At 55.1% G+C, this 18,809-nt stretch carries 15 protein-coding genes; 5 read left to right on the top strand and 10 right to left on the bottom strand.

Going from position 1 to position 18,809, the window contains the following annotated elements; all coding sequences use genetic code 11:
- Positions 1 to 111 precede the first annotated feature (111 nt).
- The 5 genes from serS to EV681_RS17120 form a co-directional block, all read right to left on the bottom strand.
- Positions 112 to 1,470, bottom strand: a complete 1,359-nt coding sequence (serS, locus tag EV681_RS17140) for a serine--tRNA ligase (protein WP_128394913.1) — start codon at positions 1,468 to 1,470, stop codon at positions 112 to 114.
- Positions 1,471 to 1,636: 166 nt separating this feature from the next.
- Positions 1,637 to 2,134 (bottom strand): hypothetical protein, encoded by a 498-nt coding sequence (locus EV681_RS17135; protein ID WP_130304719.1) that lies wholly within the window; start codon positions 2,132 to 2,134, stop codon positions 1,637 to 1,639.
- 364 nt (positions 2,135 to 2,498) lie between these two features.
- On the bottom strand, positions 2,499 to 3,836 hold the full coding sequence (locus EV681_RS17130; protein ID WP_130304718.1) for a replication-associated recombination protein A: 1,338 nt from the start codon (positions 3,834 to 3,836) through the stop codon (positions 2,499 to 2,501).
- 119 nt (positions 3,837 to 3,955) lie between these two features.
- Positions 3,956 to 4,687, bottom strand: a complete 732-nt coding sequence (gene lolA / locus EV681_RS17125; RefSeq protein ID WP_128394916.1) for an outer membrane lipoprotein periplasmic chaperone LolA — start codon at positions 4,685 to 4,687, stop codon at positions 3,956 to 3,958.
- A 237-nt stretch (positions 4,688 to 4,924) separates the two neighbouring features.
- On the bottom strand, positions 4,925 to 7,312 hold the full coding sequence (locus EV681_RS17120; RefSeq protein ID WP_128394917.1) for a DNA translocase FtsK: 2,388 nt from the start codon (positions 7,310 to 7,312) through the stop codon (positions 4,925 to 4,927).
- A 305-nt stretch (positions 7,313 to 7,617) separates the two neighbouring features.
- Between EV681_RS17120 and trxB the strand changes: the two genes are divergently transcribed.
- Complete coding sequence (gene trxB, locus EV681_RS17115; protein ID WP_128394918.1) at positions 7,618 to 8,577, top strand: thioredoxin-disulfide reductase; 960 nt, start codon at positions 7,618 to 7,620, stop codon at positions 8,575 to 8,577.
- A 43-nt stretch (positions 8,578 to 8,620) separates the two neighbouring features.
- Complete coding sequence (locus EV681_RS17110) at positions 8,621 to 9,352, top strand: Smr/MutS family protein (RefSeq protein ID WP_165393100.1); 732 nt, start codon at positions 8,621 to 8,623, stop codon at positions 9,350 to 9,352.
- Positions 9,353 to 9,687: 335 nt separating this feature from the next.
- On the opposite strand, the gene trhO is transcribed toward EV681_RS17110, so the two are convergent.
- The 3 genes from trhO to tcuA all read right to left on the bottom strand — a co-directional run bounded on the left by trhO (position 9,688) and on the right by tcuA (position 13,326).
- Positions 9,688 to 10,716 (bottom strand): oxygen-dependent tRNA uridine(34) hydroxylase TrhO, encoded by a 1,029-nt coding sequence (trhO, locus tag EV681_RS17105; RefSeq protein ID WP_130304717.1) that lies wholly within the window; start codon positions 10,714 to 10,716, stop codon positions 9,688 to 9,690.
- 134 nt (positions 10,717 to 10,850) lie between these two features.
- Positions 10,851 to 11,945, bottom strand: coding sequence for a tricarballylate utilization 4Fe-4S protein TcuB (gene tcuB / locus EV681_RS17100; protein WP_130304716.1), 1,095 nt, complete (start codon positions 11,943 to 11,945; stop codon positions 10,851 to 10,853).
- Complete coding sequence (gene tcuA, locus EV681_RS17095) at positions 11,932 to 13,326, bottom strand: FAD-dependent tricarballylate dehydrogenase TcuA (protein WP_128394922.1); 1,395 nt, start codon at positions 13,324 to 13,326, stop codon at positions 11,932 to 11,934. Before tcuA ends, tcuB begins: the two co-directional genes overlap by 14 nt.
- A 146-nt stretch (positions 13,327 to 13,472) precedes the next feature.
- On the opposite strand from tcuA, the gene EV681_RS17090 reads away from it, so the two are divergent.
- Entirely contained in the window at positions 13,473 to 14,177 is a 705-nt protein-coding gene (locus EV681_RS17090; RefSeq protein ID WP_128394923.1) for a GntR family transcriptional regulator, read from the top strand.
- Here the strand turns inward: EV681_RS17090 and EV681_RS17085 are convergent, their stop codons facing one another.
- Both EV681_RS17085 and EV681_RS17080 read right to left on the bottom strand, forming a co-directional pair.
- On the bottom strand, positions 14,178 to 15,146 hold the full coding sequence (locus EV681_RS17085; RefSeq protein WP_128394924.1) for a Bug family tripartite tricarboxylate transporter substrate binding protein: 969 nt from the start codon (positions 15,144 to 15,146) through the stop codon (positions 14,178 to 14,180). It lies immediately after the preceding gene.
- A 141-nt stretch (positions 15,147 to 15,287) separates the two neighbouring features.
- Positions 15,288 to 16,211 (bottom strand): LysR family transcriptional regulator, encoded by a 924-nt coding sequence (locus EV681_RS17080; RefSeq protein WP_130304715.1) that lies wholly within the window; start codon positions 16,209 to 16,211, stop codon positions 15,288 to 15,290.
- Positions 16,212 to 16,333: 122 nt separating this feature from the next.
- Between EV681_RS17080 and EV681_RS17075 the strand changes: the two genes are divergently transcribed.
- Together EV681_RS17075 and EV681_RS17070 are read left to right on the top strand one after the other, a co-directional pair.
- Positions 16,334 to 17,500 carry a mandelate racemase/muconate lactonizing enzyme family protein gene (locus EV681_RS17075; RefSeq protein ID WP_128394926.1) on the top strand — a complete coding sequence of 389 codons (1,167 nt, stop codon included), beginning with the start codon at positions 16,334 to 16,336 and terminating at the stop codon, positions 17,498 to 17,500.
- A 39-nt stretch (positions 17,501 to 17,539) separates the two neighbouring features.
- On the top strand, positions 17,540 to 18,535 hold the full coding sequence (locus EV681_RS17070; RefSeq protein ID WP_130304714.1) for a tripartite tricarboxylate transporter substrate-binding protein: 996 nt from the start codon (positions 17,540 to 17,542) through the stop codon (positions 18,533 to 18,535).
- The last annotated feature ends 274 nt before the right edge of the window (positions 18,536 to 18,809 follow it).

Raw genomic sequence — 18,809 nt, 5'->3', positions numbered from 1 at the left:
ATCTGGAAAAAACGCCGCTTCCGTCAGGGGCCCGGAACGCCGTCAATACATCATGGCAAATCGGGTCTGCCTGCCGGATACAGCCGCCCGGCAGGGTTTGACCTTGATCACTTAAACTGCAGGGGCCAGGCGCGCCAGACCACCCATGTAGGGACGCAATACCTCAGGAATGTCGATGCTGCCATCGGCCTGCTGATAGTTTTCAATGAGCGCCACCAGCGTGCGTCCCACTGCCAGGCCGGAACCATTGAGCGTATGCAGGTATTCTGTTTTGCCCTGTTCGTTGCGAAAGCGCGCCTGCAGGCGTCGCGCCTGGAACGCCTCGCAATTGGAGACAGAGGAAATCTCGCGCCAGGTGTTCTGCGCCGGAATCCACACTTCCAGGTCGTAAGTCTTGGCAGCGCCAAAACCCATGTCGCCGGTGCACAGCTGCATGACACGGTAAGGCAGTTGCAGCAACTGCAGCACTTTTTCAGCATGCCCGACCATTTGCTCCAGCGCATCATAGGAGGAGTCCGGATGGACAATCTGCACCATTTCCACTTTGTCGAACTGATGCTGACGAATCATGCCCCGGGTGTCGCGGCCGCCACTGCCGGCTTCAGAACGAAAACACGGTGTATGCGCCGTCAGGCGCAAAGGCAGGCTGGCGCCGGGCACAATTTCGTTCTTGACGGTAGCGGTCAGCGTAATTTCCGATGTGGAGATCAGATAAAGATCTTCCTTTTCTATCGGCTTGCCCTGCTGATCGGTCTGCGGTTCGTCTTCCCCACCTTTGGTGACCCAGAACATATCGTCCTTGAACTTGGGCAACTGGCCGGTACCCAGCAGGGTTGAGCTGTTGACAATATACGGCGTGTAGCATTCGGTATAGCCATGTTCGCTCGTGTGCAGGTCGAGCATGAACTGGGCCAGCGCGCGATGCAGGCGCGCCATGCCGCCGCGCATGAAAGAAAAGCGCGCACCGGTGAGCTTGACTGCCGTATCAAATTCCAGGCCAAGGCGTTCTCCCACGGTCACATGATCCTGGGTCTCGAAACCTTTGGCTGGCGGTTCGCTGTGATCAGTCACGTAGCCAGCCTGGGTACCCAGCCAGCGCCGGACCTCGACGTTGTCGTCGCTGTCCTTGCCCTGGGGTACGGAGCTGTGCGGCAGGTTGGGAATTGTCATGAGCCAGCCGTCCAGTTCACTGCGAATACCAGCAAGCTCTTCTTCCAGCGCCTTGAGCTTGGCAGGCAGCGCCTGTGACTCGGCCATCACGGCGCTGGCATCTTCTTTGCGCGACTTGAGCTGACCAATCTGCTTGGCCAGCGCATTGCGCTGCGCCTGCAGGGTCTCGGTCTGGATTTGCACGTCTTTGCGCCGGGCTTCGAGCTGATTGAAGCGGGCCTCGTCAAAATCAACATTGCGACGCTTGAGCGCGGCGATGACAAGGGGAAGCTCTTTTCGCAGTAAAACAGGATCTAACATGATTTTTTCTGGTTTCGTGTGGGAGAAGTATAGGGTAATCATTATATACAGCTATACGCGCCCGGTGGGGCCACAGACCGAACAACGCGTGCCCGCAATCGATTTTGCCAGAAAGAATCAGGTAGTCTGCCCGAAAACAATTCATGCTCGCGGGCGTTTTCTTTGTCTACATTCCCGGTTTGGGCATCTCACCCTTGGTTGCCGGAACCACATTGCTATCGGTTTTCATGCCTGACGAACTATGTTGCATGGGCATGGCACCATCCTGTCCGGCGGGTTTGGCCGCACCGGACTTCATGTGCTCACCCTGCCCTTTGTCCGGCGTGCCTGACTTATGCATATCGGATCGGGACCCGGACATGCCTTTGCTTTCGTGCGACATGGTCACGCCGCTCTTGCCCTGGTGTTCGGGAACAACCTTGCTATCCGCTTTCATATTGTTGGCGTGGTGCTGATTCGAACCGGACTCGATAGACTTCCATTTTTTACTTTTATTCAGCTTTTCCCAACCCGGCGTCGGCGCAGATGTTGCCCCGGTATGTTGTGCAGGCTTCTGATCAATTTTACTGTCGGCATTTACTTTCAGGTCTGCTGCCATGCCTGAATGCATACCCAACGCCAGTGTGATTGCACCGGCCAGCGCCGCTATCGTGGTATTTTTCATTCTGTTGCTCCTGTGATTGATGACGTAAGTTGCCGCGTATCAAATCCAGCTTCCAATATCAGAATGCCAGCCTATGCGCGGTAGTCAGGGCCTGACCGAAAATCGTTGCCGGTCATACCTAACTTACTCCTTAGACAGCATCGTGGGGCCGTTTATTACAACTTCTTGCGAGATATTATGTAACTGTATTTCAGCTTAAATTCAAAAGAAGTACGCAAACCAGGAGGAACCGTGGCGTTGCTGCGGTACTGAGCGCAAACACGCAGATCGCGATCGGGGCGCGGCGCGGCGCGGTGCGTCCAGTACGCGACAAAGTATTGAACGAAAAGCATCTGTGCGAAGCATTGCCGCACATTGAATCTGGCTAGCGCTTTTTGTTTTGCCGTGCCTCACGATCAAGCGAGCGCAGGTAATTGAGTTTTTCCGTGATTTTCGTTTCCAGCCCCTGTTGCACCGGACGATACCAACCCGGTTCGCGCATGCCGTCAGGCAGATAGGTCTCGCCAGCGGCATAAGCATCGGGTTCGTCATGCGCATAGCGATACTCATGTCCGTAGCCCAATTCTTTCATCAGCTTGGTGGGCGCATTGCGCAGATGTACCGGCACTTCGCGCGATTTATCCTGCCTCACGAACGCGCGTGCCTGATTGTAGGCGTTGTACCCCGCGTTGCTCTTGGCCGCAACGGACAGATAGATAACCGCCTGTGCCAGCGCCAGTTCTCCTTCCGGAGAGCCCAGGCGCTCAAAAGTAGCGGCCGCTTCGTTGGCCATTTGCATGGCGCGCGGATCGGCCAGGCCGATATCTTCCCAGGCCATACGCACAATGCGGCGCGCCAGATACTTGGGGTCGGCGCCGCCATCGAGCATCCGAGTGAACCAGTACAATGCTGCGTCGGGATGAGAGCCGCGCACCGACTTGTGCAACGCGGAGATCTGGTCATAGAAGCTATCGCCGCCCTTGTCAAAACGCCGCAGATTCAGCGTGAGCGCGTTTTGCATGAACTCGGGGGTGATCTGTTTTACGTTTGCCGCAGTTGCAGCCGTGCTGGTCTGCTCCAGCAAATTCAAAAACCGCCTGGCATCGCCATCGGCGTAGCCGGTAAGCACAGCAATGGCCTGCTCGTCAAAGTCCAGATCTATCGCGCCACTGTCTTTGGCGCGCACCAGCAACAGGCCTAGTTCCTCGTCCGACAGCGAGGTGAGCACATAGACCTGGGCGCGCGATAACAGCGCCGAATTGACTTCAAACGACGGATTTTCGGTGGTGGCGCCAATGAACGTGAAGAGCCCGCTTTCCACATAGGGCAAAAATGCATCCTGCTGCGCCTTGTTAAAGCGATGCACCTCGTCCACAAAAAGAATGGTTTTGCGTCCCTGCGCCTGGGCGACCTGCGCTTTGACGACAGCATCGCGAATATCCTTGACGCCGCCGAGCACTGCAGAGATGGCAATGAAATGCGCATCAAAACCGTCAGCCATCAGTCGCGCCAGCGTGGTTTTCCCAACGCCCGGCGGGCCCCAGAAAATCATGGAATGCGGACGACGCGCCTCGAACGCCACGCGCAACGGCTTATCGGGCCCCAGCAAATGCGACTGCCCGATGACCTCGTCGATATTGCGCGGACGCAGTCTTTCGGCCAGCGGGGCATTCGTGCCCGCACCAGCGCCATTGAACAGATCGCTATCGGAAAAATCACTCATAAATATATTGGGTTTCCAGAACCACTGCGCTCGTCGGTAAACCACAGCATTGTGCAAAAAGGGCCGTCGCAACGGCCCCTTGAACTGGACTGCGGTAAGGGCACAGGCCCTTTGACAGCCTACATTTTAACGGTATCTACGCCAGGGGGGGCCTTGAACTGGTAGGCACTGGCTGGAATTTTCGCGTTGCTTTTGAAATTGCGCAATTTGATCGACGTGGTCTGTCCGAAAGAGTCCAGAATGATCAGCTCGGCCGGCAGGTTGTTGGCAAAGCCGATATCCACATGCGTCAACCCGGCGTCAGACACTTTGGGGGTTGCACGCATCCACACCATACCCTGGTTATCAGGCAGCGCCGACAGCTTGAATGAATCGTCCAGTGTACCGGAACCAAACAGAATGGCCGCGGGCGAAGCGCCAACCGCTTTGCTTACCGGACGTTCCGTCACCTGTCGCAGGTCGGGGTCATATTGATAGACGGTTTTGCCATCCGAGATCACGCTTTGCGCATAGGGCTTGACCACGCTCCAGTTAAATTTTCCCGGACGCTCAAAAGAAAAGGTACCGGTCTGGGCTGCCCTGTTCTTGCCTTTGCCGCCAGATGTTTTCTGGGCAAACTCCCCGCTGGCCGATTTGACCTGCGCCACAAAATCCTTCAATTGTTGCCGGGCGTCCGTCTGCTGCGTGTTCTTGACCTCGGGAATCTTCTCGAATGTCACGCCCTCTAGCGTCGTTGACAGGCCCGCATCCGGATTCATCATATCGGGGTTCACCTTGATGTCCTGTGCCAGTGTCGAGACAGGGACCGTCGCAACCATCGCCAGGCAGACCGCAAGTAACGTTTTTTTCATGAATGAACTCCTGTTGTTGTTCGGCCCGGCAGTCGGGCAATGCCCTGTGAATACCACCGGAAACATGACCTGTTTTACCATTAACAGGGCAAGAAAGGATGTAACGAAATCGTAAATACAATTGCACCGCTGTAATTTGACCGTGGCTGCAAATACTTACGGCATCCCTATGGATGCCGTAAGCAGGAACTGGCGGTTACTGCGTATTACAGGCTGGTCATGCCAGGCACGCCAGCTTTAAGCGTCCGGCTCTTCTTGCCCGGCGGGTACCAGAATTTCCCTGTTGCCATTGGACTGCATGGTAGAGACAATGCCAGACTGCTCCATCTGCTCCAGCAAGCGCGCCGCGCGGTTATAGCCGATGCGAAGATGCCGTTGAACCGACGAGATGGACGCGCGACGGTTTTTCAACACCACCGCCACCGCCTGATCGTACAGGGGGTCGGACTCATTATCAGTAAAGCCGGTCACACTGCCTACGCCGTCACCGGTTTCGCCACCGACACCACCTTCGAGCAGGCCATCAATATAGTCGGGCTCGCCCTGCTCTTTGAGATAATCGACCACACGATGCACTTCGTCATCGTCGACGAACGCCCCGTGCACCCGATTGGGCAAACCGGTGCCGGGCGGCTGATACAGCATGTCGCCCTGACCGAGCAACGCCTCGGCACCCATCTGGTCAAGAATGGTGCGCGAGTCAATTTTGGAAGAAACCTGAAACGCAATACGCGTGGGAATATTGGCCTTGATCAGCCCGGTAATCACATCCACGCTGGGGCGCTGTGTCGCCAGAATCAGGTGGATACCAGCAGCCCGCGCCTTTTGTGCCAGACGGGCGATGAGTTCTTCAATTTTCTTGCCCACCACCATCATCAGGTCGGCCAGCTCGTCAATCACTACTACGATCATGGGCAGGGTTTTCAACGGCTCGGGCTCTTCCGGTGTTAGTGAGAACGGATTGGGAATGGATTCGCCTTTTTTGGCAGCCTCGCGGATTTTGCTGTTGAAGCCGCTGATATTGCGCACGCCCATTTTACTCATGAGCTTGTAGCGCTTTTCCATCTCTCCCACACACCAGTTCAGCGCATTGGCTGCCTGGCGCATATCGGTGACCACCGGCGCCAGCAGATGCGGGATACCCTCATAAATGCTCATTTCCAGCATTTTCGGGTCAATGAGAATAAGACGGACTTGGGAAGCGTCGGCTTTATATAGCAGTGAAATAATCATGGCATTGATACCGACTGACTTGCCCGACCCGGTTGTACCGGCGACCAGCAAGTGAGGCATTTTAGCCAGGTCAGCAACCACCGGATTGCCGGCAATGTCCTTGCCCAGCGCCATTGTCAGCGAAGAGGCGTTGTCATGATAGGTCTTGGAGCCAATGATTTCCGATAGCCGGACCATTTGTCGCCGTGGGTTGGGCAATTCCAGGCCCATCAGGTTTTTGCCGACAATGGTTTCAACCACGCGAATGCTGACCAGACTGAGCGCACGCGCCAGGTCCTTGGACAGGTTGACGATCTGGCTTCCCTTGACGCCGGTGGCCGGCTCAATTTCATAACGGGTAATAACCGGTCCAGCCTGTGCGGCAACCACGGTCACCTGAACACCGAAGTCGCGCAGTTTTTTCTCGATCAGGCGCGACGTATATTCGATGGTCTCAGGCGAGACCGATTCTATATTTTCGCCAGGCGGATCAAGCAATTCAAGTGCAGGCAGCTCGCCGCTGGCATTTTTGGGCGGTTCAAACAGCGTGCGCTGCTTTTCCTTGATGACGCGCTCGGAGGTGGGAAACACAGTAATCTGCGGTTCAATACGTACCGAAGTCTCGTGCACCAGCTGTTCTTTTTGCGTCACCACCTCTGCTTGACGCGCCACTTGGGCAATTTCACCAGCCTTGCGGTCCTGGCGAGCGGTTTTCAGATTGATCAACGTATTGAGCATGCGCTGCATGCCCGAGCCAATTTTTTCCGCCAGCGATAACCAGGAAAAATCCAGAAACAGGCCCAGACCCAGCACAACCATGAAAAACAGAATCAGCACCGCACCCGGCACCCCGACCGCCGTTGCAAACAGGCTGCTAATATACTGGCCCAGCACGCCGCCGGCGCCGCCCGGCAATTGCGAACCAATGTGCGCCAGCTGACTGGCTTCAAAGCCCATGGAGCCGATAAAAAGCAAGGCGAAACCCACGCCCTGCTCCCAGTGCACGCGCGGTAGCGCTGCATCGGAATTGGCCACAATACGACTCATGAGCAATTTGTAACCCACCCACATGCGCTTGAGGCACAAGGCGACAAACCACCAGGCCGACAAGCCGAAAAGATACAGCAGGATATCGGACACATACGCACCGACCGCTCCCAGCCGGTTATGAACCAGCGTGGATGACGAGGTGCTGACCCAACCGGGGTCATTCGGATGCCAGGTAAACAACATTACCGACAGGGCAGCGGCCAACGCAGCATACAAAACCCATTTGGCTTCCGTAAACATGGCGGCCAGCCGACTGGGTTCGGCATTCTGTGCGTTGCGCGCATTTCTGGCGGACGATCGTGACCCGGTATTGCGTGTATTGCGGGCGGAACGAGTGGGTGCGGTATTTGAAGTGCGTGCCATAACTATAAATTCGGTCAATAAAACATTATAGCTTATTGATATTAAATGTTATTTATATTCTAGCTGTGGAATACTCATTGATTGTGAATTCTTCGTAAGCTGTTGTTTTAACAGGCCTCGTCCCCATTTAATGATTGTCAATGAGGCAACATCATGTCGGACAACATCCGTATTTCCCGGTAGCGAAGTCGCCATCGGGCGGCATTTTCGCCGCCCGCGGCAAAACCGTGGCAGTTTCGGGGTTTTGAACGGCGGCGCGTAGCGATCCATTATAATTGCCCATTGGATTTTTAGGATAAGACACAATGGCTGACAAAACCAAACATGCAAAAGTGCTGATTCTGGGCGCCGGTCCGGCTGGCTATACCGCCGCGGTTTACGCAGCCCGCGCCAACCTGAATCCGGTACTGGTTACCGGTATGGAACAGGGCGGACAGCTCATGACTACGACTGACGTGGACAACTGGCCCGCCGACGCCCAGGGCGTGCAGGGCCCCGACCTGATGCAGCGCTTTCTGGAACACGCAACGCGCTTTAACACCGACATTGTTCAGGAACACATTAAAGAAGCCGATCTGTCGGTGCGTCCGTTCCGGCTGGTCTCGGAGTCCGGCACCACATTTACCTGCGACGCGCTGATCATTGCGACCGGCTCTTCAGCCAAATATCTTGGCCTGCCTTCTGAAACTGCCTTCATGGGCAAAGGGGTATCGGCCTGCGCCACCTGCGATGGTTTCTTCTATCGCAACCAGGATGTCGTTGTAGTGGGCGGCGGCAATACCGCCGTCGAAGAAGCATTGTATCTGTCCAACATCTGCCGCCACGTGACGCTGGTGCATCGTCGCGACACATTCCGTGCCGAGCCTATCCTGGTCGACAAGCTGATGGACAAGGTAAACGGCGGCACCATGTCGCTGAAACTGTTCAATACGCTGGAAGAAGTACTGGGTGACCAGAGCGGCGTGACCGGCGCCAGGCTGCGTCATGTGGACGGACACCTGGAAGACCTCGCCGCGACCGGCGTATTCATTGCCATTGGCCACCACCCCAACACCACCCTGTTCGAGGGTCAGTTGGAACTGGAAAACGGCTATATCGTGACCAAAAGCGGCCACGGCGGCCTGGCCACAATGACTTCGGTCCCCGGCGTATTCGCTGCGGGTGATGTGCAGGATCATGTTTACCGTCAGGCCATTACCAGCGCCGGCACCGGTTGCATGGCCGCACTGGATGTACAGCGCTGGCTCGAAAGTCAGCCTGAGTAAAACAGGACAGGCCCGCCCAGCCAGTGGCGCGGGCCGCAATGCTATGGTTACCCCCATCAAAGGCAAGCTCGAAGACCTGCGTCAGTTGCAAAAAGCCAAGGTGCGCGAAGAAACGCGTCGCGCCAAGGCGCAGCTTGCTGCGCCCAGGCATAATAAGACAACAACAGATCCTGCTGCAACTGCCGTTTTTACGCCGGAAGATATTGCGCTGTTTCGTCAAACGGTCAGATCCGTCACACCGCTGCCCCAAGCCAACCGCTATGCGCGGCAGGCACTGGACTACGGCAATAACGAGTATTTTCGTGCCAAACGGCGTCAGGCAGAAGGCGCAGCTTCAGTTGATCCGCATAAGCCAGCCGCTCCTGAGCGCGCACGCGAGCAAAAACGCACAGCGCCGGTCAATAAAGGCCGGCGTCGCGCGGATCTGCCCGAAGGCGCCTATGTGCAGCGGGCCGATAGTGTTGATTTGATCAAGAAACTGTTATCAGGACAGTGGCCGGTTGCGGCCACACTGGATCTGCATGGCGCCAATTCAGCCCAGGCAGCTGAACGGTTTGATCGGTTCATTCATTCCTGCCTGGAGCATCGGGTCCGCTGTATTTGTATTGTGCACGGCAAAGGCTATGGCTCTGCCCAAGGCACCGCTGTGTTAAAGGAACAGGTGCTGGCCTGGCTGAAAAATTTGGATGCCGTACTGGCATTTGCGCCTGCACCCGAAAATATGGGTGGCGCGGGGGCCCAGATTGTTTTGTTAAAAACGCCTGAAAGCGACTAATATAATAGTCTGGACAACGGATAGTAGACTGACTGCAGGCTGACGCGCAGCGCTACTCAAAAATTCAAAGCCCGGCCTGATAACGCTAAGCCCAGCTGACAATTTAAAGTATGGAAAAAAAAAAAGAAAGGCGGAATCAATTTATATTGATTTTCCGCCTTTCGTTTATTTTTGTTATGGGTACAGCTACCATGCACACACTTAATCGAATATTCCAATTAAGTGGTAAAGCCTGCTCATGCAGAGCGTTTGTCTCCTCACCTGCATGAAACAAATTATGCACGTGATTCGTATATATGACACTTAGGGAATGCACTAGTTTTTAGCATAATCAACTAGTTTTCTGCACCTTTTTGCACCTGTTTTTGCATGGCCCGCTGACGCGCCTGCTCTTTACGAGCCGCTTTCAGGGCACGGCGCCGGCGGATCTGCTCCTGCATATCTGCACCAATATGTTCCTCTTTGCGCGCTGCTGCCAGATCAACCTGGCGCTGCCGTTCGCGGAAGCGCTCGCGTTGCTCTTCGGTTTTATCGTCCCAGCAATGCGGGCAGCTTTCACCCCGAATGTACTTGGGTGAAGCGCGTTCTTCTTCACTCAGGGGATGACGGCAGGCGCGACACTGAATGTATGGACCCGGCTTGAGCCCATGCCCGACAGAGACGCGCTCATCAAAGACAAAGCACTCGCCTTCCCACAGGCTTTTTTCGGGAGGAATCGTTTCAAGGTATTTCAGAATACCTCCCTGTAGATGGTATACCTCGTCAAACCCCAAGGATTTCATATACGCCGTGGATTTTTCGCAGCGAATCCCGCCGGTGCAGAACATGGCCACCTTGCGTGCTTTGGTTTTATCCAGCAACCCGCCCTCGGTAGTCTGGCTTTGCACCCAGTTGGGAAACTCGCGGAACGTCACGGTATTGGGATTGACCGCCCCCTTGAACGTGCCAATATCAACTTCGTAATCGTTGCGCGTATCTACCAGCACCACTTCGGGATCGGAAATCAGATCGTTCCAGTTTTCCGGCGGGACATAGGTACCGGTATTGGTGGTGTTGACATTGGGTTGCCCCATGGTCACGATTTCCTTTTTCAGCCGCACGCGCATCCGGTGAAATGGATCGCGCTCATCGGACCAGGATTCCTTGTGCTCCAGGTCCGCCATTCGCGGATCATTGCGAAGGTACGCCAGAACAGCATCGATGCCTTCCTTGGGACCGGCAATCGTACCGTTTATTCCCTCGCGGGCAAGCAGCAGCGTTCCCTTGACGTGATTGCGCTCGCAAAACGCCTGCAACGGCTCCTTGAGTGATTCGAAGTCGGGCAGGTCGACAAATTTGTATAGGGCGGCAATGGTATGAGACATAGAACTGAATTTGGGGGTTTGAACGGCAAGTCTTTCATTTTAGCTGTCCTGCCAGTAGCAGAACAGCCTTCTGTTTGATTATTCTCAACTTGCCTGAAAATTAACGCTTAATTGTAAATCAAACCCCGACAACTTCAGTGGGAAGCCGGCTGTTCCTTTGCATATTTGATGAGCGCGCCGGTGCGATACAAGCCATGGACAAACTTGCCAAAAGGCATAGTAATGAACAACGACAGGATAACGGCCAAATGAATGACCAGCAACGGCGCCAGCGCGGCGGTTTCCCGAAAGACCATCAGGGCCAGGCCGGTAACCGCGGCCAGAAACAACTGGGCAATAAAGGCATAGTCCATTCCCATTTGCCTGATATTGCGAATATCCGGATCGGCTTTTTGCTTGAGCCAGAACTGCCCTGCCGTACCCATGGCCAATGAAATCCCGCCGATGGTACCGGTCAGCTTGGGAAGGCTAAAGAACGCATAGGGCGCCTGCCAGCCAAACACATAATGGAAAATAGTGCCGGACACTGTAGCGGCAAAACACAACATAAATCCATAAAAGGTAAGGTGATGAAAGCGACGGCGCCAGGGTGAAATATTATCGTCCGGGTAAGTGCAGCCGGTCTTCACATTGCCATGCAGATACTTCAGGCTTAACGCGTCCGACAGCCCCTGACGGACATGCGCCCAGGTCAGCAGCAACGAGGGCGTCTCGCCCACATCCTTCAGAAAATTGCGAAACCCCATGCCCATGGCGAGAACGACCCACAATGCCGCCAATCCGAAAACCGTGGCCAGCACACCATGCGGGAAAATGGCATAGAACTGTCCATTCAGATCATTCATTGGCGGTCCGCCGATAAGCGCCGCCAACCCCAGCAGCACGACCAACGCCAACAGGAACCCCAGGCTGGCCAGCAGGCCGCTTTTGTCAAAACCGCGGGCAATGGCGCCGGGCCACGCATACGTCTGATAGGTTGTCTGGCGTACCGCAGCCAGTTGCACCGGCAGATTCACATTGAACTCATGTGGTGGCGCGTACTGGCAGGAGTAATAGCATTCGCTGCAGTTGTGGCACAAATTGGCCAGATAATGCAGATCGCCGCGGGTAAAATCCAGCCGCTGCTCAAGCGCGGGAAAGACCGCACAGAAGCCCTCGCAATAACGACAGGAGTTACAGATCCCCACTGCGTTGCGGGCGTCTTCGATAAGTTGTTCAAGCTGCTGCATGCTTTGCTGCCTCCGTGCCTGCAATACGACCAAATACGGTTCCGATAGCCATCCCAAAACCAGCTACGTAACCCTTGCTCAGAATATTTCCCGCCATGATTTCACCGGCGGCGAAAACGTTGTCCGCCAAGGTCTCGTCGTCCATGATGACCTGCGCCTTTTTCGTTACCTTCACCCCCATATAGGTAAAGGTGATTCCGGTGGCCAGCGGGTACGCATAAAATGGCCCGGTATCGATTTTTTGCGCCCAATTGGTTTTATTCGGTTGCAAACCATGCGTGCGGCAACCGTCCAGCACGCTATGATCAAATTGACCGGGTTCAACGGCGGCGTTAAATGCGGCCACCGTTTCCACGACAGTCTTGACCGGCAGCTGCAGGCGTTGCGCGAGCGCTTCAATGGAATCGGCACTAATGGACTTGAAAACGGAGGGCATGAACCGGCCAATGGCCTTCGAATCAATGATGCAATAGGCAATCTGATCGGGTTGCTGGGCAACCAGACGTCCCCAGATGGCGTAGCGTTTGGGCCAGAAATCTTCGCCTTCGTCATAAAAGCGCCGCCCTTCCTTGTTAAGCACGATGCCCAGCGAGACGCAATCTACACGGGTGACGATGCCCCCATCATACTTGGGCGCCCGCGCATCGATAGCCACGGCGTGACCCTGGGTTGGGTCGCCAATAATACAGGCCTTGTTACGCATGAGCTCGCGCAGCATGACGCCCTGGTTGAACCGGGTGCCGCGAATCAGGAAATTGCGTGCCGCCGGCCCCCATGCCTCTTCCAGCCATTCCAAATTGGACTCGAAACCGCCCGAGGCAATGACCACGGATTTACCCGCGATGGTCAATGCCTGGCCGTTTCTGACCAGTTCTACACTGTCACATTTACCATCGGAAAAATTCAGTTTTTTGGCTTCCGTATCGTACAGAATCTGCACGCCGGCCTTTTCGGCCGCCTTGTAATAGGCATTGACCAGCGCCTTGCCGCCGCCCAGGAAAAACGCATTGGTGCGTCCCAGATGCAGCGTGCCACCCAGCGATGGCTGAAACCGTACGCCATTGGCCTTCATCCACGGGGTACAGCCCTCGGTTTCACGAATCACATAGCGCGCCATATCCTCATTGGTTTCTCCGCCCGTTACCCGGAACACATCCTGAAAATACTCATCTTCCTGATAACGGTCTATCAGCACATCGGTGGGCGCATTGTGCATACAGCGAAAATTGCGGGTATGACTGCTGTTGCCCCCGCGCCAGGCGCGCGGCGCACTTTCGACCAGAATTACTGATGCGTTCTGTTCAGCGGCTGACAGCGCGGCGCACAGTGCCGCATTGCCGCCTCCGATAACAAGAACATCACACGCCAACGTGTCATTCATGCTATATATCCTTACTTAATATACTGTTGTATTCTATTGTACACAAATATTTATGACTGTGCCAAAAAAAGTCAAAAACAGCCTCAAACCTTCTCGATTGCGTTATGCTGTGCTAAAAGCAAGCAACAGCAGCAAGGAATCGCACCATGGCAAAATCCAAACCATCCCCAGCTCCCAACCGTTCCGAGGCCGACTCGGAGCAAGCCAACGATCGCGGCGTCACATTGAGCGATCAGGCATATAACTATATTGTCCAGTCTCTGGAGAACGGCAGCCTGCCGCCCGGCACCCGTTTGCGCGAAACAGAACTGGCCGCCGATATCGGCTTGAGCCGCACTCCCATCCGGGAAGCGCTGAATCGGCTGATGTCCGAAGGGCTGGTCACCAACGATCCGAAGCGGGGCCTGATCATTACCGAGCTGGACCAGAACATGGTTGGCGAACTTTACGAAATGCGCCGGGTCCTGGAAAGCACGGCCGCTGCATTGGCAGCCCGCCACGCCACAGACGTTGAAATCGCGGTGCTCAGGCAGATCATCGATCGGGACGAGACACTGGACGATCCAGCCGCCCTGTCCTATAACAACCGGCTGTTTCATCAGACGCTGTACCAGTGCGCGCACAACCGCTACCTGCTCAAAACATTACAGGTGCTGCAAAACGCCATGCTGTTGCTGGGCAAGAGCACCCTGGGTGAAAGCGGTCGCCCATCAACCGCACGCGAAGAACATGCGCAGATTATCAATGCCCTGGAACAACGCGACCCAGACAAGGCGCAGGAAGTGTCAAGCCGGCATATCAGTGAGGCCTATAAGGTCCGGCTCAGTCGCTTCCTGCTTGATCGCAAGTGATCAGTCAACGCGCGCGCCCGATGATTTGACCGCATTGCCCCAACTACCGATCTGCGCCTGAATGAAAGCGCCAAATTCTGCCGACGTCATCTTGGCGGCCTTTGCCCCTTCGTGGCTCAACTTGCTTTTGACCTCTTCGCTGGCGAGCGCCTTGCTGGCTGACTGATACAGCACATCGATCACCTGCTGCGGCGTATTGGCGGGAGCCACCAGACCATGCCAGGACACGGCTTCAAATCCTGGTACACCGGCCTCGGCAACCGTTGGCAGGTCCGGCAGTGCATCGGAGCGCTCGGCCGACGACACCGCCAACCCCTTGATAGATCCGGCTTTAATATGACTGATCGCGCCGGGAATGGTGGTGAACATGAAATCAGTCTGTCCACCGATCAGCGCGCTGATCGCAGGCGCCCCACCCTTGAACGGCACATGCACCAGATCCAGATGCTCCGCATCCTTGAGCATGACACCGGCCAGATGGCCCGGTGTTCCACTGCCGGCCGAGCCCATATTGGTCTTTCCTGGATTGGCCTTCATATAGTCAATAAGATCTTTGAGGCCGCTCATCTGCTTATGTGCATTACCCACTACCAGCACATTGGGCACGGTCGCAAACAGCGTAACCGGCGCAAAATCCTTGATGGCATCGTAGTTCAGCTTCCTGTACAGCGTGGGGTTGATCCCGTGTGTGCTGGCTGTCGCAAGTAGCAGCGTATACCCGTCTGGCTTGGCGCTCGCCACCGACTGGGCAGCAATCGCGCCGTTACCGCCGCCTTTGTTTTCCACAACAATGGACTGCCCCAGGTCTTTTGACATGGCGGCCGCCATCGTCCGGGCCAGGATATCCGAAGAGCCCCCGGCAGGATGCGGCACGACAAGACGAATGGGCTGCTCGGGATAAGCCGCAAGCGCGACTAGCGGAGTGGTGGCCAGCACGGCCGCAAGCATACAGGGTTTGAACGAGGTCATTGGTTAGTCTCCAGAAATAGAATTCGAACGATAATATACTATTGAATACATTAGAATACAATAATAGACAATCCTAACAATGAAAACCCTAACGCCCTGAAGCACACCTCTGGCCGCATGCGCGGTGGCTAAAATAAACCATCACCCTGCCGGCGCAGATTTTTCCGTCAGCCCTTCACTCTGGCCGGGCTGGTCAAAATGCACCACCAGAAAATCGATGAACGCCCGGGTACGCGCGGGCAGATTGCGCTGGCTGGGATAGTAAACATACAAATCTGCAGCCGGCAGCGTAAAGTCAGGCAGCACGATCCTGAGCCGGCCACTTTGCAGATACTTCGCAAGATCCCACTCGGAGCGGATCAGAATACCGTGTCCATCCAGCGCCCAGCCGAGCACAATATCGCCGTCATTGCTCGAGAGCATCCCATGGACTTTCACCACTTCGCTATGATCGTGATGGGTAAAGCGCCAAATACCATAGGCATCATCATTCTGCCGGTGAATAATGCAACGGTGATGGGCCAGGTCAGCCAGGCTGGACGGCGTACCGTGGCGCTCCAGGTACAGCGGCGAAGCGCAAAGAAACCGTTGATTGGATAGAATCCGCCTGGCATTGAGCCGCTTGTCTGGCAAAGCGCCAAAACGAATGGCCAGATCAAAACCGTTTTCGACCAGGTCCACCGGTCTGTCAGTCACTTCCATTTGCACCTCGACCTGCGGATAACGTTTGGCAAACTCGGACAGCAATGGAGCGATCGTGGTCCGGCCAAAGCCCAGCGTGGCATTGACCCGCAGCAGTCCACGCGGCTTGCGGCTTGAAGAAATAACGTCTTCCATATCCAGAATATCGCCCAATATCCGTGCTGCGTGCTGGCGATAGGTTTCGCCTTCACTGGTCAGGCTGAAACTTCGCGTGGTCCTGTTGACAAGCCGAACACCCAGTCGCTTTTCAAGCAAGGCCAGGCGCTTGGTCGCCGCCGGCGGCGTCACATTCAGCGCCCGCGCTGCTGCCGCCAAATTGCCATGCCGGGCCAATATCACCATGAATTGCAGGTCAGAGATCATTATTCTGTTCACTTTAAGTAAATAGATAATTAATTATAAGTGAATTATAAAAAGCCATTTTGCTCGTAATCTTAAGACCTGTCCAAACAATTACAGCATGTACCCAGACTTCAGGAACCTTAATGAAAATCGTTGAAATTCGCGAAAAAACGCTGCCCATCAGTTCACCCATCCGTAATGCCTACATTGATTTTTCCAAAATGACGCTCAGTCTCGTGGCGGTGGTCACAGATGTGATTCGTGACGGAAAGCCCGTTATCGGCTACGGCTTTAACTCCAATGGTCGATACGGCCAGGGCACGTTGATGCGCGAACGCTTTATCCCAAGGATTATGCAAGCGGACCCGGCAACGCTGATTGATGATTCGGGCAACAACCTGGATCCGCACAAAATCTGGGCCACCATGTTCTCAAACGAAAAACCCGGCGGACATGGCGAGCGCTCAGTGGCGATCGGCACGATCGACATGGCAATATGGGATGCCGTTGCAAAAATAGAAGGTAAACCGCTATTTCAGCTGCTGGCCGATCGCTATGGCAACGGACAGCCGGATCGCCGGGTTTTTGTGTATGCGGCGGGTGGATATTATTACCCCGGCCAGGATCACGCAAAGCTCAAGGATGAAATGCGCAGCTATATCGATCGCGGCTATACCGTCGTCAAGAAAAAGATCGGCGGCGCCTCTCTGGATGAAGATTTGCGCCGAATCGACTCCATTCTGAGCGTCCTGCAAGACGGACAGAAACTGGCGGTGGACGCCAATGGCCGGTTTGATCTGGACACCGCCATCGCCTATGCAAAGGCGCTGAGCCAGTACGATCTGTTCTGGTATGAAGAGCCCGGCGACCCGCTGGATTTCGAACTGCAGGCCGCCCTGCGAAATTATTATCCAAACCCCATGGCTACCGGTGAAGACCTGTTTTCCATGCAGGATGCGCGAAACCTGATTCGTTACGGCGGCATGCGCGCCGACCGTGATTGGCTGCAGTTCGATTGCGCCCTGAGCTACGGTCTGGTCGAGTACCTGCGCACCCTGGACATGTTGCATGAACATGGCTGGTCGCGCGCAAGATGCATCCCGCATGGCGGTCACCAGATGTCCTTGAATATTGCTGCCGGCCTGGGTCTGGGTGGCAATGAATCATACCCCGATCTTTTTCAGCCATTCGGCGGCTTTCCCGATAGCGTGAAAGTGGAGAACGGCTTCATTACCATGCCCGATCTACCGGGCATCGGATTTGAAGGCAAGGCCGATCTGTATCAGGTCATGCAGCAACTATCGGCATAACCCGCAACACCCCAATAACGACATAGAGGAGACAACAAGATGCACAGCAATGCAACACGAATTAAATTCGGCTTCACCCTGCTTGCGGGCCTGTTTGCCGCGACTGCAGCCACAGCCGCGTTGGCCGAGTATCCGGAAAAAAGCATCACGATTGTGGTGCCATTCTCGGCAGGCGGGCCTTCCGACAAAATAGCACGCGATGTCGCCGAAGCGCTCAGGGAACCCTTGGGGCAAGCCATCGTTATCGAAAACCGCCTTGGCGCGGGCGGCACGATCGGCACAGCCCGCGTTGCCAGGGCAAAAAATGATGGCTATACCCTGCTGGTTCATCACATTGGCCTGGCCACGGCACACTCGCTGTACAAAGACCCGGGCTACAAAATAGAGGACCTTGAGTTTCTGGGCCTGATCAATGAGGCACCGTCGACCCTGATTGGTAAACCAGGGTTAGCTGCCAACGATTTTGCGCAATTGAAAAAGTACATTGCAGAAAAAGACAGCGCCATCAATCTGGCCAACGCAGGCGTTGGCTCGGCCTCGCATCTTTGCAGCCTGATGTTGCAAAGCGCACTGAACAGCAAGATGACTTTTGTTCCCTATAAAGGCACTGCGCCGGCAATGACCGATCTGATGGGTGGGCAAATTGATATCATGTGCGAGCAGGCAACCAACAGCATTCCTCAAATCGAAAGCAAAAAGGTAAAAGTGTATGGTGTGAGCAGCATGAAACGCATGAGCATACCTGCGTTGACCTCCGTGCCGACACTGGATGAAGCCGGACTATCGGGGTTCAATTTCAGCGTCTGGCATGGGCTTTATGCACCCAAGGGTACGCCCAGGCCAATCGTAGACAAGATCAATGCCGCCCTGCGCGTCGCATTGAAAAATCCTGAACTGATCAAACGCCAGCAAGCATTGGGCATTTCAATTGTGAACGACGACAGACGGTCCTCTGAGGGTCACAGGACATTCTTCGAAAAAGAAGCCGCCCGCTGGGCTGACGTGATCAGGCAAGCGGGTATTCAGCCGGAATAGCACCATGCCTTCTGTTTTTAAAAACGGCAATTAAAAACGCCGGGCCTGATATCAACCAGGCCCGGCGCAACCGGCCTCATGCCACTCGCCCAATCATCGTAGTAACGGGTTTTCATCAGAGTTCGCATGATTGATCATCTGAAAGAGCAGCAGTAATCTGCCCGCAGCCGCCTGCAAACACAGACGTGCAGGAAAAGCTGAATGGCTCTGCGTATTTAAAATCTGCATTTTTGAAATCCGCGCATTGAGAATCGAAAAACAAAAAACCCGCATG

This window comes from Advenella incenata, from assembly GCF_004217095.1.
GTDB lineage: Bacteria > Pseudomonadota > Gammaproteobacteria > Burkholderiales > Burkholderiaceae_B > Advenella > Advenella incenata.
This window is presented reverse-complemented; position numbering and strand designations above follow the sequence as displayed.